The following is an 18,908-nucleotide window of genomic DNA, read 5'->3' as shown; positions in this document are numbered from 1 at the left end:
AATCCTGGTGGCGTCTTCGGCACTGCGCCTGGGTGTCTCGGGCTGGCCTGCCGGGCGGTCGAACTCCGTTGAGACTGGTCGAACTTCGATGAGAGCGCCGACCGCCGGCGTGCTGCCCAGTCTTCGGCGACGGTGCACGACCCAGACGCGCTGCTCTGACCTGGTGCGATCCAACTTCGCTGTCACGACCTGCGTTCGGTCCAACTTCGGTGGCAATCGGTCCAGCTCCGCTGGGCGCAGCAGCGGCTCGGCGAGCAGCGCGCTAGCGTTCCCGCTCATGACGGCCGAGGACACGATCGACGAGAAGGACGCCGCCGGAGTGCGGCTGGTGGAGGACCTGGTGGCCCGGGTCCCCGGGTTCGACGACGCCTACGAGTGCCACCTCTGCAACGAGCACGAGGTGCTCTCGTACGTATTCTTCTGGGACGTCGTTCAGGACACCGTGCGCTCATACCTGGGGGAAGGGGAGCCGGACGGGCCCGACTGGCGGCAGGTCCTGGCCTTCCTGGAGGAGGAGACCCGGCGGTGCGTACCCGGGGCGATCGAGGTGATCGTGACCGGCTTCCTGTACAACCTCCCCTTCCCGGGGCGCCCGGGCTACGGGATCGAGGCACATCTCGGGCCGGTCATGAAGGAGCGCTACCTGCGCATCAGACCCTGGTACGGGGCCCACCCGCCGGCTGCGGACGGCTGAGTGTCCGTCAGGCGGCGAAGAGGGCGAGGCGTTCTTCGCCGAGGTGGGTGCGGAGGGTGGCGAGGGCGCGGGTGGTCTGGGACTTCACGATGGAGGTGCTGATGCCGAGGATCTCGGCGGTGGTCTCGACGCTGTGGTCCTCCCAGTGGCGGAGGAGGACTATGGCGCGGTCGCGGGGGGAGAGGAGGGCGAGGGCGTCGAGGAGGGCCAGACGGACGGCGGTGGTGTCGGGGGTGGTGGGGCGGTCGGGGAAGCGGTCCACCGTGAGTTCGGTGCTGCTGCGCAGGCGTTTGTGGTCGAGCAGGGCGTTGAGCAGCACCTTGCGGGCGTAGTGGAAGGGGTCGCTGTCCCGGCGGGTGAGGCGGGGCCAGGCCAGGTACATCTTGGTGAGGGTGGTCTGGGTGAGGTCCTGGGCGAGGTGCCAGTCGCGGCACATCAGGTAGGCCAGCTGGCGCAGGCGCAGCGTGCTGCCCTCCGCGAAACTGACGAACTCGGCTTCGTTGCGCACTTCTCGGCCCCCAGGGTGGTGCTGTGCAGGTCTCGGTGACGGTGGTGCCGCGGCCCCGGGCGGGGCCGCGGCGGTCCGGATCGGGTCAGGAGATCCGGGGCAGGTCGGGGTGGGCGGCCTTGGCCTTGAGGCCTTCGTCCGCGGTCATCCAGACCGACAGGGCCGGATCACCGGCCAGGGCCACGGCCTGCTTCTCGGTGAGCGCCGGGGCGGCGGGCTGGTTGCCCGTGGCCTCGTTCCAGGCCAGGCAGCTGGCCACGTTCACCTGCACCGTGGTGCCGTCGTGGTGACGGGAGGTCACCACGGTGTCCTGGACGCAGTTGCCCCGCATGTGGTCGACCATGACCTGCTGGCCCCGGTCGTCCAAGCGGCAGCTCTGCTGCTGGAAGCAGGAGACCACCGGTTCGGTCGTGCCGATGAAGACCCGGATCATGCCCGTCCCGGACGGACCGGTGAGGTAGACCTGGGCCCCGGTCGCGGTCGCCCCGTCCACGCCCTCGGTCTGGGCCGCGTAGCCGCCGGCCGTCCGCAGACCGTCCGGCGCGAGGCCGACCACGGCGGCCAGCAGGGCCGCGCCGGTGGTGGGCTGACGGACCGTCGGCGACGGGCTCGGCGTGGCGCTCGGCAGGTCGGCCGCGGCCACCACCGCGGTGTCCGCGCCGCCGGTGTGCGGCCGCAGCGGGCCGCCGAGCAGGAACGCCATCCCGGCCACGGCCAGCGCCGAGCCGGCCACCGCGCCGAGCGTGCGGCGGCGCCGCGCCCGGCGCCCCTGCCGGACCGCCTGGCCGACCAGATCGCCGAGGGGTGGCGCGTCCAGTGAGGAGAGCTCCTCGTCCAGGTCCTTACGGAAGTCCTTCATGTCTGTTGCTGGCTCTCTGTCGTCGTTGCGCACGCCGGCCATGCGGATCCGCTCGGACGCGGTTCTGTCCCTCAGGACGGGTCGGCCGCCCCCTCCGGTGACATGAGGACGCGGAATTCTCGCACCTGGTTCTCCGGCCCCGACCGGCACGGCGGCGCACCGTGCCGCCGGGGCGGCGGCTAGCGTGGCGGCATGACGGCCGGTGAGAGTGATCTGCGCAAGTTGCTGAGCGGGATGAGCCCGGAGCTGCACCCGGAGAGGTACGTCTACTGCACGCTGCCGACCAAGGTCCCGGCGGGGCTGCGGCCGGTGGTGACGGTGGCCGAGGCGGAGGGGCCGACCGTGGTGGTGGCGCAGGAGGAGGCGGACGCGCTCGGGCTGCGCTACGAGTACGTGGCGGCCTGGATCACGCTGCGGATCCACTCGGCGCTGGAGGCGGTCGGCCTGACGGCGGCGGTCGCCACCCGGCTCGCCGAACACGGCATCAGCTGCAACGTGGTGGCCGGTTTCCACCACGACCACCTGTTCGTCGGCGCCGCGGACGCGGAGCGCGCGGTGCGCCTGCTGGAGGAGCTGGCCGCCGAGCAGGGCTGACCGGGCGGCGCCCCGGGGCGCGGGAACTGGCATCCCGCGCCCCGGAGGTGACCAGGGGTCAGTGGCAGGTGCCGGTGCCCTTGTCGTTGTAGGTCTTGCCCGCCTGCGGGACGAACTCGTAGTCGTAGCTGTTCGCGTGCAGGGTGAACTTCAGGACGCCCCAGGTGTCGGCGTTCCGGGCCTCGCTGTTGTTCTGGATGGTGCCGAAGCCGTAGAAGCTCGCGCCACCCATGCCCGCGACGAAGCTGCGCAGGCCGCGCGCGTCGTCCCGGTTGCCGTTGGCGTCCTGCGGGGCGAACCGCTCGTAGGTGTGGTTGTGGCCGGTGACCACCACCTCTGCGTTGTAGTCGTACAGCGCCTGGTAGAGCGGGCGGGTCGCGGTGGACGGCGCGTGGCTGGAGCTGGACGTGTACAGCGGGTGGTGCCAGTAGGCCAGCGTGCAGGGCTTGTCGCTGGCGGCCAGGTCACCGCGCAGCCAGCTCTCCTGGGCCGAGCCGGCCGACATCGCGATGTTGGAGTTGAGCGCGACCACGTGCCAGTTGCCGAGGTCGTAGGAGTAGTAACCCTTGGACGGGTCACCGGCGTTGGCACCGAAGTAGGTGTAGTAGCCGGTGGCGCCCGAGGTGTTGTAGTCGTGGTTCCCCGGGGCCGGGCGGGTGCGCGCCTTGTGGCGGCCCCAGGTCGGCTCGTAGTAGGAGTTGAACTCCGAGGTGGTGCCGTTGGTGTAGACGTTGTCGCCGGCGGTGAAGACGGTGCCGGGGATCTTGTCCAGCAGCGCGGCGGTCGCGGCGTCGCCCGAACCGGAGTCCGCGATGTCGCCCGCGCCGACCAGCACCGGGTCACCGGAGGGCTGGGTGGGCGAGGGGGACGGGGAGGGCGAGGCCGACGGGGAGGTGGACGGCGACGGGCTGGCCGACGGCGACGGGCTGGCCGAGGGGGACGGCGAGGCCGAGGGCGAGGGGCTCGGGCCGGAGGTGGTGAGCACCAGCTGCGGGGCGTCGGCGCCGCTCTCCCGGGTGTCGTAGTACGCGCCGTCCGAACTGGTCGAGCTGACACCGAAGCTGAAGGTGCCGTTGCCCTTCACCACCGTGGTGACGTCGACCTCGTACCAGGTGTCCTTGGTGATCGCGCCCAGCGTGGCCAGGGTCGCGCCGTCCTGGGCGGGCTTGTTGTTCCAGGTGGTGCCGGTCTCGCTCCAGGTGGTGTTGGAGACCGACTTGAACACGCCGCCCTTGCTGGCGCCGCTGTTGCCGCTGATCGAGCGGATCCGGAGCCTGGCGCCGGTGACCGGGGCCGTCACCCCGCTGACGGTGAACTTCAGGAACGCCTGCCGCACCGGCGAGTTGTCCGCCACGAACTGGGTGGAGGTGCCGTAGTTGGTGCTCGGCGTGCTGTCCTGCACGTAGGTGTCGGCGACCGGGGTGAAGGTGGTGGTCGCGGCCGCCGCGGTGGGAGCGGTCGCGGTGAGGAGCGTCGCGGCGAGCGCGGTGGTGACCAGAGCCGCGGAGGCGGCGGTCGCGGCTCGCCAGGATTGGCGCTTGCCCATCGGAGAGTCCCTTTCCTGGGGGAGAGGCCCGTGACCCGTGCCACGGGCGGGGAAATCCTGGGGGGGCTGACGGGCTCCCTCGGCACGTGCAGATGAACAACTCACGTGCGGGACATGAGGATCAGGGGGTGTACGCGGTCAACTCGTACCCGTACACCGGCTGTTCACCCATCACATGCCGAGCCGCTACCGAGGCCCTGTTGTCCGCCCGGGGCGCCGGACCGCACGATATGAGCCGTCCATGCCCAGGCATTCACGCCGCCCCACCCCTGCCTCCACCCCTGTCCACGCCCCGCCCCCGCCCCGCCCCCGAGGAGCCCCGTGTACCTGTCCACGATCGGGCGGCCCCGCTCCGACGGGAGCCGGACCGCAGTCAAGGTCGGCGCCAACGTGCTCGCGCTCGGCAGCGTCAGTCTGATCACCGACGTGTCGGCCGAGATGGTCACCGCCGTGCTGCCGATGTACCTGGTGCTCGGGCTCCAACTCAGCCCGCTGGCCTACGGTCTGATCGACGGTCTGAACACCGGGGCGACCGCCCTGCTACGCCTGGCCGGCGGCTGGACGGCGGACCGCTTCCGGCAGCGCAAGGCGGTGGCCGGCACCGGCTACGCGCTCTCCGCGGTGGCCAAGCTCGGCCTGCTGCTGGTCGGCCGCTCGGCCACCGGCATCGGCCTGGTGGTGGCGGTGGACCGGGCCGGCAAGGGTCTGCGCACCGCGCCCCGGGACGCCCTGATCACCCTCTCCACCCCGCCCGAGGCGCTCGGCCGGGCCTTCGGCGTGCACCGGGCGATGGACAGCTTCGGCGCCTTCCTCGGCCCGCTGGTGGCGATGGCGGTGCTGGCCGCCGCCGGGCAGTCCTTCGACGCGGTCTTCGTCGCCAGCTGCTGCATCGCGGTGCTCGGGGTGGTCGTGCTGGTGCTCTTCGTCCGCGACCAGCGCGAGGAACTCCCGCCGGTCCGGGTGAAGTTGGACGTGCGCGGACTGCTGACGGCGGCCCCGGTGCGGCGGCTGACGCTGGCCGCCGTGCTGCTCGGCACCGCCACCGTCGGGGACGGCTTCGTCTACCTGCTGCTCCAGCGCCGCGAGGACCTGGCGATCGGCTGGTTCCCGCTGCTCGCGGTCGGCACCAACCTGGCCTACCTGGTACTGGCCGCGCCGCTGGGCGCGCTGGCCGACAAGGTCGGCCGGCTGCCGGTGCTGCTGACGGCCTATCTGGCCCTGGCCGCCGTCTACCTGCTGCTGTTCGGCCCGCTCGGCGGAACGCCGCTGCTGATCGTGGCGCTCGCGCTCTACGGCCTGTTCTACGCCGCCTCGGACGGGGTGCTGATGGCGCTGGCCGGGCCGGTGCTGCCGGAGCGGCTGCGCACCACCGGGATCGCGCTGATCCAGACCGGCCAGGCGCTGGCCTACCTGGTCTCCTCGCTGCTCTTCGGCCTGGCCTGGCAGTTGTGGGGCCCGGCCACCGCCACCCGGTTCGCCGCCGGGGCGGTCGCGCTGGCGATCGTCGCCTCCGCCGTCCTGCTGTTCCGCCTGCCCGGCGCCACCAAGGAAGCTCCGTGACCGCCGAGTTCACCCGCGAGGCCGCGGCCCCGGCCCCCGTTTCCGCCGGGATGAGCACCCGGACCAGGGTCGGCGTGCTCGTGGCGGTGACCGCCGTGCTGGCGGCCGTCGCGGTCGGCTACGGACTGACGGCCGGCGACCGGGCGACCGGCACCGGGCGGCCGGCCGGCGCCGTCCCGCTCCGACTGACCACCGACGGGCGGCAGTTGCTGGTGATCGGCGACCGCCACCTGAACACCGTGGCGGCGGATGAGCCCGACGGGCCGCGCCAGGTGGGCGAGTTGGAGTGCGTCCGGTCCTACGCGGCGGGCGGCACCGGGGTCTGCGCCCACCCGGACGACCAGTGGTCCTACCGGATGGTGGTGCTCGACCGGGACCTGAAGGAGACCAGGTCGGTCCCGGTCGCCGGCCTGCCCAGCCGGGCCCGGGTCTCGGCCAGCGGACGGATGGTCAACTGGACCACCTTCGTCGGCGGGGACTCCTACAGCGGCGGCGGCTTCTCCACCCGGACCGGCGTCTACGACACCCGCACCGGCCAACTGGTCGACTCCCTGGAGGAGTTCGCGATCACCCGGGACGGGAAGCCGTACCGGTCACCGGACGTCAACTACTGGGGCATCACCTTCACCGCCGACGACAACCGCTTCTACGCCACCCTCTCCACCGCCGGCAGGCGCCACCTGGTCGAGGGCGACCTGGCCGCCCGCACGGTGCGCACGGTCAAGGAGAACGTGGAGTGCCCCTCGCTCTCCCCCGACGGCACCCGGCTGGCCTTCAAGGAGGCGGTGGACGCCGATCCGGCCAAGGGCTGGCGGCTCTCGGTGCTCGACCTGGGCACCATGAAGGTGACCGCCACCGCCGAGGCCCGCAGCGTGGACGACCAGGCGGCCTGGCTGGACGACCGCACCCTGGCCTACACCGTGCGCGACGGCGCGGGCAATCCCGAGGTCTGGTCCGTCCCGGCCGACGGCTCGGGGCAGGGCGAGCTGCTGGTGGTCGGCGCGGAGTCCCCGTCGGTGCTGCGCTGACCCCCTCCGCCCTGCGCCGACACGATCCGCCCCGCGCCGACACCCTCCGCCCGCGCTCCGTCCGTACCCTGACGGTCTTTCAGCGGCGCCGGTCAGGGCGCACCCGAACCGAACGGCCCCCCTTGACAGGTGTAGACCAATGCGGTTCAGTCCACCGTACGGTTCCCGTACCGGCCCGCGCCCCCACATCCGCGGGTCCCCCACACCGGACGATCCCGTCCTCGACCCGTGCGGTTCCCCCACCGCACCCAGGGGAGACGAAGTGTCGACAAACCGACTCATGGCCCTGCTCGCCGCGCTCGCGGTGGCGGTCGGCCTGGCCGTGTTCCTGCCGGGGGCGGCCTCCGCCGCCACCTGCGCCACCCCGTACAGCGCCTCCGCCGTCTACACCGGCGGCACCACCGCCTCGTACAACGGCCACAACTGGGGCGCCAAGTGGTGGACCCAGGGCGAGACCCCGTCCACCGGCGGCTCCGGCGTCTGGGCCGACCAGGGTGTCTGCGGCGGGGGTGGCGGCACGACCCCCACGCCGACCCCCACCGGCAGCTGCAACTACCCGGCCTGGGTGGCCGGCCAGACCTACACCACCGGCGCGGTGGTCCGGTACACCGACGGCAAGTACTACATCGCCGAGCACGACAACCCGGGCTACGACCCGGTGATCTCCACCTGGTACTGGGACCCGTTCGCCTGCAACGGCGGCTCCACCCCGACGCCCACGCCGACCACCACGTCCAACCCGGGCGGATTCCCGGTCAGCGAGGCCCAGTTCAACCAGATGTTCCCGAGCCGGAACTCCTTCTACACCTACGCCGGCCTGGTCAACGCGCTGAGCGCCTACCCGGCCTTCGCGGGCACCGGCTCGGACACCGTGCGCAAGCAGGAGGCCGCCGCCTTCCTGGCCAACGTCAACCACGAGACCGGCGGCCTGGTCTACGTGGTCGAGCAGAACACCGCCAACTACCCGCACTACTGCGACACCACCCAGCCCTACGGCTGCCCGGCCGGCCAGGCCGCGTACTACGGCCGCGGCCCGATCCAGCTGAGCTGGAACTTCAACTACAAGGCCGCCGGTGACGCGCTCGGCATCAACCTGCTGAACAACCCCAACCTGGTGCAGACCGACCCGGCCGTCGCCTGGAAGACCGGCATCTGGTACTGGATGACCCAGAACGGCCCCGGCACCATGACCCCGCACAACGCGATGGTCAACGGCGCCGGCTTCGGCGAGACCATCCGCTCCATCAACGGCTCGCTGGAGTGCAACGGCGGCAACCCCGCCCAGGTGCAGAGCCGGATCAACGCCTACCAGAACTTCGTGCAGATCCTCGGCACCGTCCCCGGCGCCAACCTGAGCTGCTGACCCGATGGCCGGCGGGTGCGCACCCCCGTGGGCGCACCCGCCGGCTCGGCCCAGCCCGATTCAGCTCAGCCCGATTCAGCTCAGCCCAGCTTCGCCGTCGCGGAGAGCGACTTGCCCTCCCCCGCCGCCGGGGCGGTGCCGCAGGCCATCAGCGACTGCAGCGCGGTCAGCGTCCGGGCCGCGTCCTCGGCCCGGGCGTTGTCGAACGGGTTGTAGGAGAAGGAGAGCTGGCGCTTGCCGCCCAACTCGCCCAGGATCTGGGTGCCGTAGCCCGGGATGCCGCCGCCGTGGCCCCAGAGCCGGCCGCACGGGGTGTCCTCGCGCATCAGGCCCAGCCCGTACGGGACGTACTTCAGCGACTGCGGGGTCACCGTGGTCATCTCGGCCAGCTGGGCCGCGGGCAGCAACCTCCCGCCCAGCAGCGCCGAGTTGAACTTCGCCAGGTCGGCGGTGGTGGAGATGCCCGCCCCGGCCGCGCCCGCCATGCTCGGGTTGAGCCGGGTCACGTCGGCCCGGCCGCCGCCGGCCAGCTGCAGGTACCCCTTGGCGTGGACGCCGGGCACGGTGGTGGAGGTGGACGGGAAGCTGGTGGAGCTCAGGCCGAGCGGGCGGACGATCCGGCGCTCCACCTCGGACTCCCAGCCGTGGCCGGTCACCTTCTCGACGATCATCCCGGCCAGGATGTAGTTGGTGTTGGAGTAGTGCCAGTCGGTGCCGGGCGCGAAGTACGGCTCGTGCGCGACGGCCAGCTTCACCAGGTCGGCCGGGCGGTGCTGCGTCCAGCGCCCCTGGTCCAGCCAGCGCTGGGTGGCCTCCGGGGTCTCGAAGTCGAAGAAGGCCTTGTCCTCGGTGTAGTTGAAGATCCCGCTGGTGTGGTTGAGCACCTGACGGACCGTGATGTTCCGCCCGTTCGGCACCGCGCCCGGCAGGTAGCGCTCGACCGGCGCGTCCAGATCCACCCGGCGCTCGGCCTCCAGCTGGAGCAGCACGGTGGCCACGAAGGTCTTGGTCACGCTGCCGATCCGGAACCGGCCGTCGGCCCGGGCGGGGGTGCCGCGGTCCAGGTCGGCCTGCCCGGCCGCGCCCTGCCAGACCGTCCGGCCGTTCTCCACCACCCGGCCGAGGCCGGCGGTCGAGCCGCCCTCCGCCACCACCGCGCGCAGCGCCCGGTCGAGCGCCGCCCGGTCGACCCGGGTGCCCGGGGCCTCCTCCGCCGTGACCGCCACCCCTCGTGCCCCCTCGGAGGCGCCCGCCGCCCCCGCCACCGGTGCCACCACACCGACCACCGTCGCGGCGGCCAGTGCCACCGCCGCCGCCCGCAACCCCGCCCCGCGCAGTCCCTTGGCCATGTCCCAGTCCCCTCGGATCGCTACCCGCCGGAGTCCCTTCCGGCACCCCCACCCTCGCAGCGCGGTCCGGGTACGCACCTCCACCTCAGGTCCGGTGCCGCTCCTCCCCCAGGGCGAACCCGCCCTCCGCCCGGCGGGGTAGCCGATCCCTGATCCCTCTCGGGGTCGTGGCCGAAAACACCTCCGGTACGCACGGCGGCGCCCGCACCCCGGGAGGGGTGCGGGCGCCGTCCGACCGGGGCCGGTGGTACGTCAGTTGAGGCTGTTCGCCACGGCGTTCAGCAGGGTGGCCGAGCTGTCGTCGTTCTCCAGTGAGAAGGCGAACATTCCGGCCAGGCCCTTGGACTTGGCGTAGGCGCTGCGGGCCTGGATGGCCTGCGGGGTGTCACCGGTCCAGAAGTTGGTGCCGTCGTAGGTCCAGGAGCTCTCGGTGACCGGGTCCCAGTGGGTGGTGGCGGCGGTCGGGGTGAGCTCCTTCCAGGCGGCCAGACCGGCCTCCTGGCTGAGCGTCTTGGCCGGGGTCGGGCCGGTCGCGCTCTGGTAGAGCCCGTAGTTGGTACCGGCCGGGACGCCGGTCCAGCCCCGCCAGTAGAACGGGATGCCGAGCACGATCTTGTTCGCCGGGAAGCCGCCGGTCACGCCGTACTCCGGCAGGCCGGTGGTGTAGGCGGTCAGCGCGGTGTCCACGTTGTACTTCTTCGCGCCCGGGACCACCGGGGTGGACGGGTCGGCCGGGCTGTCGTGCAGCGGGTCCTGGTGGTTGGTCGGGCCCTTGGCGTCCCAACTGCCGTGCATGTCGTAGGTCATGACGTCGGCGTAGTCCAGGTAGGCGCCGATCTTGTCGGTCTCCAGGTACTGGATCTTGTCCTGGCCGGCCGGCAGCGCGGCGGTGAGCAGGAACTTCTTGCCCTGCTGGGCGCCGTAGGCGTCCAGCTGCTCGCGGAACTCCTTGAGCAGCAGGGTGAAGTTCTGCTTGTCGGCGGTGGAGGTGTGGTTGCCCACGTGGCCGCCGGCCGAGCCCGGGTACTCCCAGTCGATGTCGATGCCGTCGAACAGCCCGGCGATCGAGGCCTTGCCGCCGGACGGGTCGGACGCGACGTTGGTCGGCAGGTCGCCGGTCATGAACATCGTCATGCAGGAGGAGACGAAGGCCTTCCGCTTGGCGTCGGTGGAGGCCGCGTCGGAGAAGTACTTCGAGTAGGTCCAGCCGCCGATGGAGATGGTCAGGCGCAGGTTCGGGTACTTGGCCTTCAGCTGGCGCAGCTGGTTGAAGTTGCCCTTGACGGGCTGCTCGTAGACGTCGGTGGAGCCGTCCACGCTGGTCGCCGAGGTGTAGTCCATCTGGTAATCGGCGTACGCGTCGCCGGCGCCGTCACCCGCGTTGGGGTTGTTCTCGTTGGCCGCGTCGGAGGCCTTCACGGCCTGGAAGCAGGTGTGCGAGGTGGGGTGGATGTTGGCGAACGCGTAGGTGATGACGTCCAGCTTGGCCGCCGAGCCGCTGGTGTCCACGTTCTTCGCGAAGTAGTTGTTCTCGTAGACGCCCCACTGGTCGAAGTAGGCGGAGCGGTACTTGGCGGCGGTGGCCGGGGCGGCGGCGGTGGTCACGGTGACCGGCGCGGACTGCGCCGAGGCGTGGCCGGCCTTGTCGTAGCCCTGGACGGTGAAGGTGTAGGCGGTGCCGGGCAGCAGCGAGCTGACCGTGACCTTGGTACCCATCGAGGTGGCCACCAACTGGCCCTGGCGCCACACCTTGTAGGCCGGGGCGTTGTCGGTCGAGTCGGTGGAGGCCTGCCAGGAGAGCACCACCGCGTTGTGGGTGGTCTTCTCGACCTTGAACCCGGCCGGGACGGTCACCTTGCCGTCACCGCCGGGGCCGTTCGGGGTGCCGCTCGGGCTGGGGCTGGAGCTCGGGCTGCTGCTGGGGCTGCTGCTGGGACTGCTGCTCGGGCTGCTGCTCGGGCTCGAACTGGCCGATGGGCTCGTGCTGGTGGACGGGCTCGCCGAGGTGCTGGGGCTCGAGCTCGGGCTGGAGCTGGTGCTCGGGCTGGCCGACGGGCTGCTGCCCTGGGTCGGCCCGGACGGGCCGGTCAGGGTCAGGTCGTCGGCCCGGTAGGTGCCCTGGCCGTACCAGCCGTGGGTGTAGACCGTCACCGAGGTGGTGCTCGCACCGGTCTTGAAGCTGGTGGAGAGCTGGCTCCAGCCGGCCGCCGAGGGCAGCCAGGACTGGGCGTTCACCCCGGTGCCGGTGGCACCCAGGTAGACGTAGCTTCCCTGCGCCCAACCGGCCAGCGTGTAGCTGGTGTTGGGCTGGACGGCGACGGTCTGCTGGCACTGCGCGGTGTCCCCGGCGGTGGCGGCGGCGCTCAGTGCGCCGGTGCCGCCGTGCACCGGGTTGCTCACCACCGAGCCGCTGCCGGCGGCGCAGCTCCAGCCGGTCAGGCCGGCCTCGAAGTCGCCGTTGGAGAGCAGGTTGGCCGGGGCGGCCGAAGCGGTGCCGAGAGAGGCGACCATCGCGACGCTGCCTGCCGAGAGCACGGCGGCCAGGGTCAGGGCGCCCGCTCTACGGCGTGACGATGCGGCCCGGAGCGCGGCGCGCTCGGGCAGAGCTCGTTCGAGCATGGTGGGGGTCCTCCGGATGAGTGGGGTTTCCGGCGGTGCAGGGGATCAAAGATTGGACTGGACCAATTGGGGCGGTCAAGAGCCGTCCCGGCCGCTGACCCTCCGTCAGGGGGGTTTCTTTACCTGGGCCCACGCGCCCGCGCAGCTCAGGGGCCGCCCGGCGGAGCAAGGTAAAGAAACTTTCCTGTCCCCGCCCGAGCCTGACCTGACGGATAGGCTCGCCCCGTGCAGATCACTCCCGACACCGCCCTCGTCCTGATCGACCTCCAGAAGGGCATCCTGGAACGCCCCGCCGCCCACGACCCGGCCCTGGTGCTGGAGCGCGGCGTCCGGCTGGCCGAGGCCTTCCGCGCCCACAAGCTCCCCGTCGTCCTGGTCCGGGTCGGCTGGCACCCCGACGGCAGCGATCTCCCGCTCCCCGGCGACGAGTTCACCCCGACCATGCCGCCGGCCTGGTTCTCCGACCTCTCCCCCGCGCTCGGCCCGGCCGAGGACGACATCCTCGTCACCAAGCGGCACTGGGGTGCCTTCACCGGCACCGAACTCGACCTCCAGCTGCGGCGGCGCGGCGTGCGGCACATCGTCCTCGCCGGGATCTCCACCAGCATCGGCGTCGAGTCCACCGCCCGCAGCGCCTGGGAGTTGACGTACCGGCTGACCTTCGTCACCGACGCGATGACCGACATGGACGGCGACTCCCACGTGCACAGCACCACGAAGATCTTCCCGCGGATCGGCCACCTCACCTCCACCGACGAGGTGCTCGCCGCCCTCGGCTGACGCCCCGTCGGATGTGCCGCAACGGCCGTGCCCGGCCCCGGAGTCGTCATCCGGGGCCGGGCACGGCCGTAGGGGTGGTGCGGGTGGTGCGGGCGGTGCGGGTCAGCTGGTGAAGGAGGCCGCGATGCCCATCGAGTCGGCGCCGCCGGCCGGCTCGGCCCAGGTGCTCCAGGTGCCCTTGGTGTAGTCCGCGTCGATCTCGACCAGGCGGTTGCTGCCGTTGACCGCGAAGACGTGGTTCACGTTGGCGACCGAGGAGGTGGCGCTGGCGAGCCGCTTCAGGCCGCTGCCGCCCTTGTTGGACCAGCCGTTCCAGGTGCCGGCCGCGAAGTCGCCGTCGGTGTTGTACAGGTTCCCGTCCATGCCGATCGCGGTGAGGTGCACCGTCTTGCCGTAGGCGGAGGCCGAGACGTCCTTGGCGGTGAAGCCGCCGGCCGCGGCCGCCCAGTTGTTCCAGGTGCCCGTCGCGTAGTTGGCGTCGATCTCGCGGAGCTGGTCGTTGGCGTCGACCACGAAGACGTGGTTCACGTTGTCGCTGGTCGAGACGGAGGCGATCCGCTTGAGGTTGGTACCGCCGTGCGAAGTCCAGCCGTTCCAGCCGCCGTTCGGGAAGGCGCCGTCCGAGTTCCACATCTGGCCGTCGGTGCCGATCGCGGTGAGGTGCACCGTGTTGCCGAAGGAGGAGGCCGAAATCGCCTTCACGGCCGGGCTGTTCGGCACCTGGAACCAGCCGGACCACTGCCCGGTCGCGTAGTTGCCGTCCTTCTCCCAGATCCGGCTGTCGCTGCCGACCGCGAAGATCCGGTTGGTCGACCCGGTCGAGGCGCTGGCGACCTCCTTGATCGAGGACGCCCCCAGGTTGTTCCACGAGCTCCAGGACCCGGCGACGAAGTTCCCCTCGGCGTTGAACACGTCGCCGTTCGGCGTCAGGTCCACCAGGCGCACGGTGTTGTTGGCAGGGGTGACAGCGGTGTCAGCGATGATCTTGTTGTAGCGGAGGCCGAAGTACTCGCTCGCCGCGTGGCCGCCGATGTAACCGTCCGCGCCACCGTCGATGAAGTCCTCCTCGTGGCGCATGTCGTTCACCTCGCTGCTCTCCGCGTAGTACGAGAACTTCCCCGCGGCCTTGTCGATCCAGCGCTCGAACAGGATCACGTGGCCGGTGGCCGAGATGTCGCCGTTCCCGGGGTCGTTGTCAAGGGCGTCGCCGGGCTGGAGGTCGCTCTTCGCGACCCGGGTGGTGAGCGAGCGGTCGTCCAGGCTGTCGGTGTTCTCGCTGTCGTTCAGGTGCCAGGCCATCGAGACGAAGCCGGAGCAGTCCGGCCGGTAGCCCTTGCCGTCGATGTCCGGGAAGGTGCCCTTCTGGGCGTACTGAACGTTCTGCTGGAACCAGTTGTCGGCCCGGGCCACAACCTCGGAGGCGGTGATCGAGCCACCCACCGACGACGCGGCCAGGGCGGCGGTGGACCCGAGGGCGGTGGTGGCGACGACGCCGGAGAGGGTGATCGCGGCGGTGAGGGCGATGCGGGTGATCTTGGAAGCGCGAGAAGACATGGCTGTACTCCGGGAGGGGTGCGGACGGATCGGCTGCGCGGACTGCCGCCCTGCAGGAGCGGCGGTCTAGCGCTGGTGAGTGACCGTCAGCCAGGTCTCGTTCCCTACCGGTCGGGCCCTTCCTGCTGACGAAGTACAGCTTCGTCGCAGCTCAGCCCGGGTGGAAGGGGTATCCGAAGGACCGAAACGGCCATGGCCCGATGTGTCCTCAGACCGCCCGTGGCTCCTTCAGGAACGCGGCCAGCGCCACCGCCAGGAGCGGGACAGCGCAGAGCGCGGTGAGCACGCCGCTCGGCCCGTGGGTGTCGGCGAGCAGCCCCAGCAGCGGTGCCGAGAGGCCGCCGACGCTCAGGGCCAGGCCCAGGGTGACCCCGGAGGCGGTGCCGGGGCGGGCCGGGAGGTAGTCCTGGCCGAGCTTGATCAGGACGGCGAACGGCACGTTCAGCACCGCGCCCGTGAGCACGGCGAACAGCAGCGGGAGGTACTGCCCCGGGGCAAGTACCAAGCCCGCCAAGGCCGGTACGGCCAGCGCGGTGCCGGCCCGGACCGTCCGCACCAGCCCCAGCCGGTCCGCGATCCGCCCGCCCAGCAGGGTGCCGGTCACCCCGCCGCCGAGGAAGCAGGCCAGCGCCACCCCGGCCAGGGTCTGGGTGCCGCCCAGGTCCCGCAGCCAGTGCAGCCCGAGGAAGGTGCTGACCCCGAAGAACACCACCGAGCGGACCATCGCCACCGCCGTCAGCAGCAGGAACGGCCCCCACTGGTCCGCGCCCGTCCGCCCGGCCCCGGCCCGCCCCGCCGCCAGGGCCCGCCGCCGGTGCCGGTGCAGCACGTAGGCCATCAGCAGCGCGGGCGGCAGGAAGAACGCCGTGGCCCGTACACCCCAGGTCACCAGCAGCGGGGTGGCCAGCACCGGCGCCAGGAAGAACCCGACGCTGCCGCCTGCCGCGAAGACACCCATCGCGGCCGCGCTCTCCCCCGCCGCCTCCCGGGCCGCCTTGCCCGCCGCCGGGTGGAACATCGCCACCCCGATCCCGGAGAGCAGCACCAGCACCCACACCGAGGCGTACGAGCCGGCCAGCCCCGACAGCCCGAACCCGGTACCGGCCAGCGCCAGCCCGAGCGCCGCCGACCAGCCGAGACCGTGCCGGTCCACCGCGATCCCGATCAGCGGCTGCGGCACCGAACTCCCCAGCGCCGCCGCCAGGGTGAGGCCGCCGGCCGCGACGTAGCCGTAGCCGCGCTCCAGCACGAAGTACGGCACCACGGCCGGCACCAGCCCCTGGTAGAGGTCGTCCACCGCGTGCGCCGCGCCCCACAGCCGCATCCGCCGCCAGGTCCCCCGCACCTCCCGGACCTCGGTCGTCCGCACCGCCCCGCCCATCGTCCCCGCCCCTTCCCGCTCCAGCCTGCCTGTCCGCTCCAGCCTGCCCGGCCTCCCGTCGGGCGCCGGACGGTCCGTCAACTCCCTCCCGGGAGGGAGGCCGTCCACACGCGGGAGGGATCACCGGCCCCGGCCCGGGCCGGTTGGCTGGAGCCCATCAGCACGACGAACCCACGGGAGGGACCCCATGCGCAGGTGGATCGGACGGATCCTGGCCGCGGCAGCGGTACTGACCTCGCTCACCACCACACCGGCGACGGCCACGGCCGCCCCGGACATCCGGGCCGCGCTGGACGCCGTCCCCGGCCTGACCGTGACGGCGGAGCGCCCGGCCGCGCCCGGCTTCCGCTTCTTCGAGCTGAGCCTGCGTCAGCCGGTGGACCACCACCGCCCGGAGGCCGGCACCTTCCAGCAGCGCCTGACCCTGCTGCACCGCGCCGCCGACCGCCCCACCGTACTCGCCACCGGCGGCTACGACCTCCCACCCGGCCAGGGCCGCTCCGAGCCCGCCACCCTGCTGGACGGCAACCAACTCACCACCGAGCAGCGGTTCTTCGGCACCTCGCTGCCCAGCACCACCGGCGACTACCGGACCCTGGACATCTGGCAGGCCGCCACCGACCACCACCGGATCGTCGAGGCCCTCCACTCCGTCTACCCGGGCCGCTGGATCTCCACCGGCGGCAGCAAGGGCGGCATGGCCTCCGTCTACCACCGCCGGTTCTACCCGGAGGACGTGGCCGGGACGGTCGCCTACGGCGCCCCGAACAACGTGAACGACCGTGAGGACTCCGCCTACCGGGACTTCCTGGCCTCGGTCGGCACCCCCGAGTGCCGGGCCGCGCTCCGCGCCGTCCAGCGCCAGGCGCTGCTCCACCGCGAGCAGTTGACCGCGAAGTACACCGCCGCGTACCCGACCGCGACCTTCGGGCTGATCGGCAGCGTCGACAAGGCCTTCGAGATCGGCGTGCTGCGCACCCCGTTCACCTTCTGGCAGAGCGTCGGCCAGTCCGGCTGCCCGTCCGTCCCGGGCCCGGAGGCCACCGACCAGGAGCTCTACGACTGGCTGGACCGGACCGGCCGGCTGGTCGTCTTCACCGACGCCTTCGCCACCGGCTTCATCCCGTACTTCTACCAACTGGGCACCCAGATGGGCTACTTCGACGTCGAGACGGAGCACCTCGCGGACCTGATCCGCTACCCCGGCGCCACCGAGCCGCGCTCCTTCGTGCCCCGCGAGGTCGACCTGCGCTTCCAGCCCCAGGCGATGCGCGACATCGACCGCTGGGTGCGCCTGCGCGGCGAGCGCCTGCTCTTCGTCCAGGGCGCGGCCGACCCGAGCGTGGCCGAGCCCTTCCGCCTCGGACACGGCACCCGCGACTCGCTCTCCCTCTGGGCCCCGGACGCCACCCACTCGGCCCGGATCGCCTCCCTCACCGCCCCCGACCGCACCGCTGCCACCGCCGCCCTGACCCGCTGGGCGGGCCTGGCCTGACCTCCGGCACCACCGCAAGGGCCCGCCCGGCACCCGCCGGGCGGGCCCTTCGCCGCGCCCCCTACTCCACCGCATGCCTCCTACTCCACCGGCCAGGCCAGCAGGGCGAGTTCGGCCACCGCCGCCAGATCCTCGGCGGTGGCGCCGTCCCTGGCCTGCTGGGACATGCCCTGGAAGACGGCCGCGAAGTACCGGGCCAGCGCGGCCGGTTCGGCACCCTCCGGCAGCTCACCGGCGGCCCGGGCGTCCACCAGCCGGGCCTCGATCACCGCCAGGTTGGCGTTGCGCAGCTCGCGCAGGTAGGCGCCGATCCCCTCGTCCTGCACGGTCACGTTGGTGGCGGCGCTGATGGTCAGGCAGCCGGCCGGGTGGGACGGGCCGGGGAAGACCTCGGCCGCCTCGCGCAGCAGCCGGGCGATCGCGCCCCGGGCGGTGGGCTCCTCGGTCAGCGCGGCGGCGGCGAAGGCCCCGGCCGGGGTCCGCCCGTAGTGGCGCACCACCTCCTCGAAGAGCGAGCGCTTGTCGCCGAAGGCGGCGTACACGCTGCCCGCGCGGATGCCCATCGCCTCCGTCAACTCGCCCATGGAGGTGGCCTGGTAGCCCCGTTCCCAGAACAGCAGGGTGGCGGCGTCCAGTGCTGCGGTCCGGTCGAAGCCGCGCGGCCGGCCTCGCCCGGCACCCGTTCTCTCGGTCATGCCGACATTGTAGGTCGATCGTTCAAGAAATCGTGCTACGGTCTTTCTTGAACGATCGACCAAGAAATAAGGGGCGGGGTAACAGCCATGCACGGAACGACCTCTGACCAGCGGAACCTGACCGGACGAGTGGCCCTTGTCACCGGCGCCGGCCGTGGCATCGGCCGCGCCATCGCCGAACGCCTCGGCCGGGACGGCGCCCTGGTGGCCGTCGCCTACGGCCGGGACGAGACCTCGGCCGCCGGGACGGTCGGGCGGATCGAGCAGGCCGGCGGCCGGGCCTTCGCCGTCCGGGCCGAGTTCGGCCGGCACGGGGACGCCGCCGCGCTCTGGGCCGCGTTCGACGCGGGCATCACCGCCCACGCGCCGGACAACGGCGTGGACATCATCGTGAACAACGCCGGGATCGGCCGCAGCGCCGACCTCGCCGCGCTCACCGAGGAGGGCTTCGACGAGGTCTTCGCGGTCAACGTGCGGGCGCCGTTCTTCGTCGTGCAGCACGGCCTGGCCCGGCTGCGCGACCACGGACGGATCGTCAACATCTCCAGCGGCGCCGCCCGGCTGGCGATGCCCCAGGCCATCGCCTACGGGGCCACCAAGGGCGCCCTGGACACCTTCACCCTCAACCTGGCCAAGCAGCTCGGCCCGCGCGGCATCACCGTCAACTCGGTGGCCCCCGGCGTGGTCGACACCGACGTCAACGCGGGCTGGCTGCGCGGGAATCCGGCCGCCGAGGCGCACGCCGCCTCGCTGGCCGCGCTCGGCCGGGTCGGGCAGCCCGAGGACATCGCCGACATCGTCGCCTTCCTCGCCTCCGAGGACGCCCGCTGGGTCACCGGCCGCTCCATCGACGCCACCGGCGGCGCGGGGCCCTGAGAGCCGA

The 18,908-nt window shown here is 72.3% G+C and carries 16 protein-coding genes; 8 read left to right on the top strand and 8 right to left on the bottom strand.

The annotated features are described in order from the left end of the window. Positions 1-277: 277 nt before the first annotated feature. Positions 278-694, top strand: a complete 417-nt coding sequence (locus ACZ6ZR_RS16500) for a hypothetical protein (protein WP_465642808.1) — start codon at positions 278-280, stop codon at positions 692-694. A gap of 7 nt (positions 695-701) precedes the next feature. Here ACZ6ZR_RS16500 and ACZ6ZR_RS16495 read toward each other — a convergent pair whose 3' ends face one another. Together ACZ6ZR_RS16495 and ACZ6ZR_RS16490 are read right to left on the bottom strand one after the other, a co-directional pair. Further along, positions 702-1,202: a sigma-70 family RNA polymerase sigma factor gene (locus ACZ6ZR_RS16495; RefSeq protein WP_465642806.1), complete on the bottom strand. Its 501-nt coding sequence runs from the start codon at positions 1,200-1,202 to the stop codon at positions 702-704. An 85-nt stretch (positions 1,203-1,287) separates the two neighbouring features. Further along, positions 1,288-2,061 (bottom strand): hypothetical protein, encoded by a 774-nt coding sequence (locus ACZ6ZR_RS16490; protein WP_465642805.1) that lies wholly within the window; start codon positions 2,059-2,061, stop codon positions 1,288-1,290. Positions 2,062-2,253: 192 nt separating this feature from the next. Between ACZ6ZR_RS16490 and ACZ6ZR_RS16485 the strand changes: the two genes are divergently transcribed. Continuing rightward, the gene (locus tag ACZ6ZR_RS16485) at positions 2,254-2,655 is read left to right on the top strand and encodes an ACT domain-containing protein (protein WP_465642804.1); all 402 of its coding nucleotides are present in this window, start codon (positions 2,254-2,256) and stop codon (positions 2,653-2,655) included. A 58-nt stretch (positions 2,656-2,713) separates the two neighbouring features. Here ACZ6ZR_RS16485 and ACZ6ZR_RS16480 read toward each other — a convergent pair whose 3' ends face one another. Next, entirely contained in the window at positions 2,714-4,201 is a 1,488-nt protein-coding gene (locus ACZ6ZR_RS16480; protein ID WP_465642803.1) for a CBM96 family carbohydrate-binding protein, read from the bottom strand. A gap of 321 nt (positions 4,202-4,522) precedes the next feature. Here ACZ6ZR_RS16480 and ACZ6ZR_RS16475 point away from each other — a divergent pair, with 321 nt between their 5' ends. The 3 genes from ACZ6ZR_RS16475 (at position 4,523) to ACZ6ZR_RS16465 (ending at position 8,152) form a co-directional block, all read left to right on the top strand. Continuing rightward, positions 4,523-5,761 carry an MFS transporter gene (locus tag ACZ6ZR_RS16475; RefSeq protein ID WP_465642802.1) on the top strand — a complete coding sequence of 413 codons (1,239 nt, stop codon included), beginning with the start codon at positions 4,523-4,525 and terminating at the stop codon, positions 5,759-5,761. Next, positions 5,758-6,789: a hypothetical protein gene (locus tag ACZ6ZR_RS16470; protein ID WP_465642801.1), complete on the top strand. Its 1,032-nt coding sequence runs from the start codon at positions 5,758-5,760 to the stop codon at positions 6,787-6,789. Before ACZ6ZR_RS16475 ends, ACZ6ZR_RS16470 begins: the two co-directional genes overlap by 4 nt. Positions 6,790-7,069: 280 nt before the next feature. Then, entirely contained in the window at positions 7,070-8,152 is a 1,083-nt protein-coding gene (locus tag ACZ6ZR_RS16465; protein WP_465642800.1) for a glycoside hydrolase family 19 protein, read from the top strand. Between the two features lie 80 nt (positions 8,153-8,232). Here ACZ6ZR_RS16465 and ACZ6ZR_RS16460 read toward each other — a convergent pair whose 3' ends face one another. Both ACZ6ZR_RS16460 and ACZ6ZR_RS16455 read right to left on the bottom strand, forming a co-directional pair. Then, positions 8,233-9,501 carry a serine hydrolase domain-containing protein gene (locus ACZ6ZR_RS16460; RefSeq protein WP_465642799.1) on the bottom strand — a complete coding sequence of 423 codons (1,269 nt, stop codon included), beginning with the start codon at positions 9,499-9,501 and terminating at the stop codon, positions 8,233-8,235. Between the two features lie 252 nt (positions 9,502-9,753). Continuing rightward, the gene (locus ACZ6ZR_RS16455; RefSeq protein WP_465642798.1) at positions 9,754-12,120 is read right to left on the bottom strand and encodes a glycosyl hydrolase family 18 protein; all 2,367 of its coding nucleotides are present in this window, start codon (positions 12,118-12,120) and stop codon (positions 9,754-9,756) included. A 225-nt stretch (positions 12,121-12,345) separates the two neighbouring features. Here ACZ6ZR_RS16455 and ACZ6ZR_RS16450 point away from each other — a divergent pair, with 225 nt between their 5' ends. After that, on the top strand, positions 12,346-12,900 hold the full coding sequence (locus tag ACZ6ZR_RS16450; RefSeq protein ID WP_465642797.1) for an isochorismatase family protein: 555 nt from the start codon (positions 12,346-12,348) through the stop codon (positions 12,898-12,900). Positions 12,901-13,002: 102 nt separating this feature from the next. On the opposite strand, the gene ACZ6ZR_RS16445 is transcribed toward ACZ6ZR_RS16450, so the two are convergent. Beyond that, positions 13,003-14,454 carry a DUF8189 domain-containing protein gene (locus ACZ6ZR_RS16445; protein ID WP_465642796.1) on the bottom strand — a complete coding sequence of 484 codons (1,452 nt, stop codon included), beginning with the start codon at positions 14,452-14,454 and terminating at the stop codon, positions 13,003-13,005. Positions 14,455-14,662: 208 nt separating this feature from the next. Beyond that, entirely contained in the window at positions 14,663-15,823 is a 1,161-nt protein-coding gene (locus ACZ6ZR_RS16440; RefSeq protein WP_465642795.1) for an MFS transporter, read from the bottom strand. A 199-nt stretch (positions 15,824-16,022) separates the two neighbouring features. Here ACZ6ZR_RS16440 and ACZ6ZR_RS16435 point away from each other — a divergent pair, with 199 nt between their 5' ends. Continuing rightward, entirely contained in the window at positions 16,023-17,330 is a 1,308-nt protein-coding gene (locus tag ACZ6ZR_RS16435) for a S28 family serine protease (RefSeq protein WP_465642794.1), read from the top strand. An 80-nt stretch (positions 17,331-17,410) separates the two neighbouring features. On the opposite strand, the gene ACZ6ZR_RS16430 is transcribed toward ACZ6ZR_RS16435, so the two are convergent. After that, positions 17,411-18,025 (bottom strand): TetR/AcrR family transcriptional regulator, encoded by a 615-nt coding sequence (locus tag ACZ6ZR_RS16430; RefSeq protein ID WP_465642793.1) that lies wholly within the window; start codon positions 18,023-18,025, stop codon positions 17,411-17,413. A gap of 87 nt (positions 18,026-18,112) precedes the next feature. On the opposite strand from ACZ6ZR_RS16430, the gene ACZ6ZR_RS16425 reads away from it, so the two are divergent. Then, the gene (locus tag ACZ6ZR_RS16425; RefSeq protein ID WP_465642792.1) at positions 18,113-18,901 is read left to right on the top strand and encodes an SDR family oxidoreductase; all 789 of its coding nucleotides are present in this window, start codon (positions 18,113-18,115) and stop codon (positions 18,899-18,901) included. The last annotated feature ends 7 nt before the right edge of the window (positions 18,902-18,908 follow it).

It is taken from the genome of Kitasatospora sp. NPDC088742 (genome assembly GCF_055584905.1).
Note: the sequence above shows the minus strand (reverse complement) of the source record. Positions and strands in the feature narration are given on the sequence as shown.